This window comes from Streptomyces sp. NPDC058701 (genome assembly GCF_042715295.1).
Taxonomy (GTDB): domain Bacteria; phylum Actinomycetota; class Actinomycetes; order Streptomycetales; family Streptomycetaceae; genus Streptomyces.
The window spans coordinates 1-3,547 of the sequence record NZ_JBHXSY010000118.1; the positions used below are offsets into that span (position 1 = coordinate 1).

2 protein-coding genes and 1 pseudogene are annotated in these 3,547 nt (G+C 67.0%); all 3 read left to right on the plus strand.

The window, feature by feature from the left end; genetic code table 11:
- Positions 1-490: 490 nt before the first annotated feature.
- Positions 491-721 (plus strand): annotated as a pseudogene (locus ACFWW8_RS38255) (relaxase domain-containing protein); the annotation flags it as partial.
- A gap of 17 nt (positions 722-738) precedes the next feature.
- Positions 739-1,656, plus strand: coding sequence for a relaxase domain-containing protein (locus tag ACFWW8_RS38260; RefSeq protein WP_386537481.1), 918 nt, complete (start codon positions 739-741; stop codon positions 1,654-1,656).
- Between the two features lie 843 nt (positions 1,657-2,499).
- Positions 2,500-3,547: IS4 family transposase (locus tag ACFWW8_RS38265; protein ID WP_386537483.1), on the plus strand; the 1,048-nt coding region annotated here is incomplete at its 3' end.

Genomic DNA, 3,547 nt, shown 5'->3' on the forward strand with positions numbered 1-3,547 from the left:
ACCCTCTGCTGCTACAAACGGCTGATCCGCCTAACCACATAGGACACGATCTAAGGGCGACTTTGGCGATGACGGTCGTGCGGTTGAGGCTGATGCGGGGTCTGTGGAGGGCAAGTGGGCCGCCGGAGCCCCCCGGTGCGCGAACCGCGCGCTCCTGCCGTCCAGGGCAGGGCTAATTCATAATCCTGCCCTTTGGGAGAAGCAGCATGTCACATGGGTGTGACGGACCTTCAATACGGCAGTCCCGGACACAACGAAGCTCCGATGATCAAGGAGACCTCACAAGTCGCGCGACCACCGGAGCCTTGATGTGCCGGCAGTCTGCCACCGCTTGTTTGGTCAAATCGCCCTCACGTCGGCAGTGTGAACTCCCCGACATGAACGTTCGGCTGGGTACTCTCCCCGATCCGCGGTCGTCAAGGGCAACCAGCCGAACCTCCACGCGGCCATTAAGGCCCTGCCGTGGAAGGAGGTGACCGCCCGACGCGTGATGGCCACGAGCGTCGATTTCGCCTTCTGGCCGCAGCCGACGATCTACCTTCTATGGGCGCTGGGGGATGAGGAGACCCGGCTGGTGATCGAGGCCACGCACGAGCGCGCGATCGAGCGGGTGCTGGATGGGATCGAGGACGAGGTCGCGGTGATCCGCTACGACAAGGACGGCATCTACCAGGTCCGGCCGCCCGGCGGCCTGGTCGCCGCCCACTTCTGCCACTACGAGGCGCGCTCCGGGAAGCTTTGCTGCATGAGCATCTGCTGCTGTCGGTTAAGGGACAGCGCCTGGACGGTAAGTGGGGCTCGACCCACACCACGGCCCTGCACGGGAACACGGTTGCCACGTCCGCGCTCTACAACGAGCTCGTGGCCGCTGAGGTCTGCGAGGTGCTCGGGCTGGCGACCGAGCCCCGTACCGACACCGCGGGGCGCCGACCGGTGATGGAGATCGCCGGGGTGCCGAACGAGCTGATTCGCTGGATCTCCCGGCGCAGCGACCAGATCGCCGCCTGCCTGGCCGCGCTGGAGCACGAGTACGTCACCGCTGTCGAGGACGACTGCGAGCTGAAGTTCCTGCCCGTGGTCTCCGAACGGTCCCGCCGCCAAGCTGAACCCCCGCACACCGGGGGAACCTCATACCTCAGTCTGCCTGGCCGGTACAGCGCAGTGTTGTCGATATCGGCTTCGGCGGCGCGGACCCGAGGGCCGGATTCGGCCCTGTGCCGGGGAGTGACGGGATCCTGTGGGCCGTGGCCTAGGAGACGGCGTTCGGCGCTCATGACTGGTGATCATACGGACGGCAAGCGTTCTTCTCTCGTCAAGGACCGGAGTAATGGTGCCGTGGGGCGCGAGCTGCGCGGACATGGCCCTGCGGATGGCTGCCACCTGAGCAGGGGGCTGTACAGCCGAGGCGCGGGGCTGCCGGGCGCGCGCGTGATGGAGTGGCTATTACTCCATGGGATGGCCCTGTTTCGTGATCCGATTGGTGTCGCGATCAAACATCGGTTTCCCCCGTGGGTCGCTGTGGGCTTCCCGCGACTGATGGCCCCGTCGCGGGCAGCCCACATTCCAGCCCGTTGTGCCTTCTGGCTGCTGTGCTGGCGCGGACGCGTCTGCGTCATAGCCTCCCGCCCCAGGTCAGGGCGGGCCGGGCGGGTCTGACCGTGGCAGGCGGTCGCCCCAGCAGGGCGGAGGGCATGACGCCCCAGGGGCTGCATGGCCGTGGGGACGGCCATGCAGCCCCAACACTGCCGACCAGCTCCTGAACTATCCCGACCCGTCATGGCCTTCGCGACGTGCCGGCCGCAGTGCAACAGCTCCGCGGCCGCGCCGGAGACTACCGAGGCCTGCCGCACGGGGGAACTATCTACGCCCGCCTGTTACGTGTGCTCATCTTCCAGCCACACAGGGTTTATATTTCCGGCCGTGTGGGGTTAGCGTGATGACAGCGCCTTGAGTGGCCGCTACGCCGATGTCGTTCGAGTACACCGGCATGCATGGTGGTCCCTGCCCGTTCCCCATGGGCAGGGACCACCGGTATGACAGGCTCGGCCGCCGCGGGGCTGAACCGGACGGCACCCCGGCTCACCCCCGCGATATTGCCAGACGCCGCGCGGGAGCGCTTACGTGCTGCTCCGCGATCGCCCGGCGCCGTTGGCGGGCCTTGTGCGTGTCACGAACGTACGCATCGGTGTCGGCGTCGCGAACACCGGGGGCGCTGGCCAGGAGGCCCTTAAGTCTGTTCCGGCGGACAGGGGCCGGACGGGCCTTGACCCAAGGCCGGGTAGTTAACGTTTTCGCAGGTCACGCAAGTAAGTTGAAGGATTCTCGACGCGAAGCAACGGAGCTCGTTGGTACAGGCAGTCGTCCAAGACAGCTTGTCCCGAAGGAGCTCCGTTGCCCCGCCATTGTGTCCTGCGGTCTGCACTGACGGCCATCACCCGAACGGTCACCGTGGCCGCGGGCCGGTTCGCTCCCGGGCATCTGGGGGAGCTAACCGCGGTCGTGCCGTTCGAGCTCGTGGACGCGGTCCTTGCGGACACGCGGACGGTGCAGCGGCGGTTGCGTGATCTTCCCTCGCGGGTCGGGGTCTACTTCCTGCTCGCGATGTGCCTGTTCCCCGAGGTCGGCTACCAGCTCGTCTGGGCCAAGCTGACCGTCGGCCTGTCCGGGATGCCGGTGGTCTGTCCATCGGCGAAAGCGTTGCGTGACCTGCGCCGGCGACTCGGTAGCGCGCCGGTGCGGGCGTTGTTCGAGGTACTGGCTGGGCCACTGGCCCAGCGGACGACCCCAGGAGTGCGTTTCGGTCCGTACCGGACGGTGTCGTTCGACGGCTGCAGTTCGCTGAGAGTTCCCGATTCCGAGCGGAACCGGGTCTGGCTGGGCAGGACTTCGCATCATGGCTATCCGACGCTGGAGTTGATGACGCTGATCGAGACCGGCACCCGGGCCCTGGTCGGCGCCGTGTTCGGCCCCACCGCCGAGGGCGAGACAAGCTACGCTGGCCGACTGCTGCATCTACTGCGGCCGGACATGCTGGTGCTCTGGGACAAGGGATTCGACAGCAACGCCTTCCTCGCGAAGGTCACCGACACCGGCGCCCAGGCCCTGGGCCGACTCCGCAGCAACCGGCGCACGCCGGTCCTCACCCGCCTCGCCGATGGCTCTTACCTTTCGGTGATCGGCACCGTGAAAGTGCGGATCATCGACGCACAGATCGCCATGACCTGCGCGGATGGCACATCCTTCACCGGGTCCTACCGGCTGGTCACGACCCTGACCGACGCCCGCCGTTACCCCGCCACCGTACTGGTGGGCCTTTATCACCAGCGGTGGGAACACGAATCCGCGTACTACGCGCTCCGCCACACGATCATGAACGGGCGCAACCTGCGCTCGGGCGACCCGGCAGGCATCGAGCAGGAGATGTGGTCCCTGCTCACCCTCTACCAGGCCCTACGCACCGTGATGGTTGACGCCGCCGAGTCCCTCCCCGGCACCGATCCGGACCGCTGCTGTTTCAGCATCGCGCTCCACACCGCCCGCGACCAGG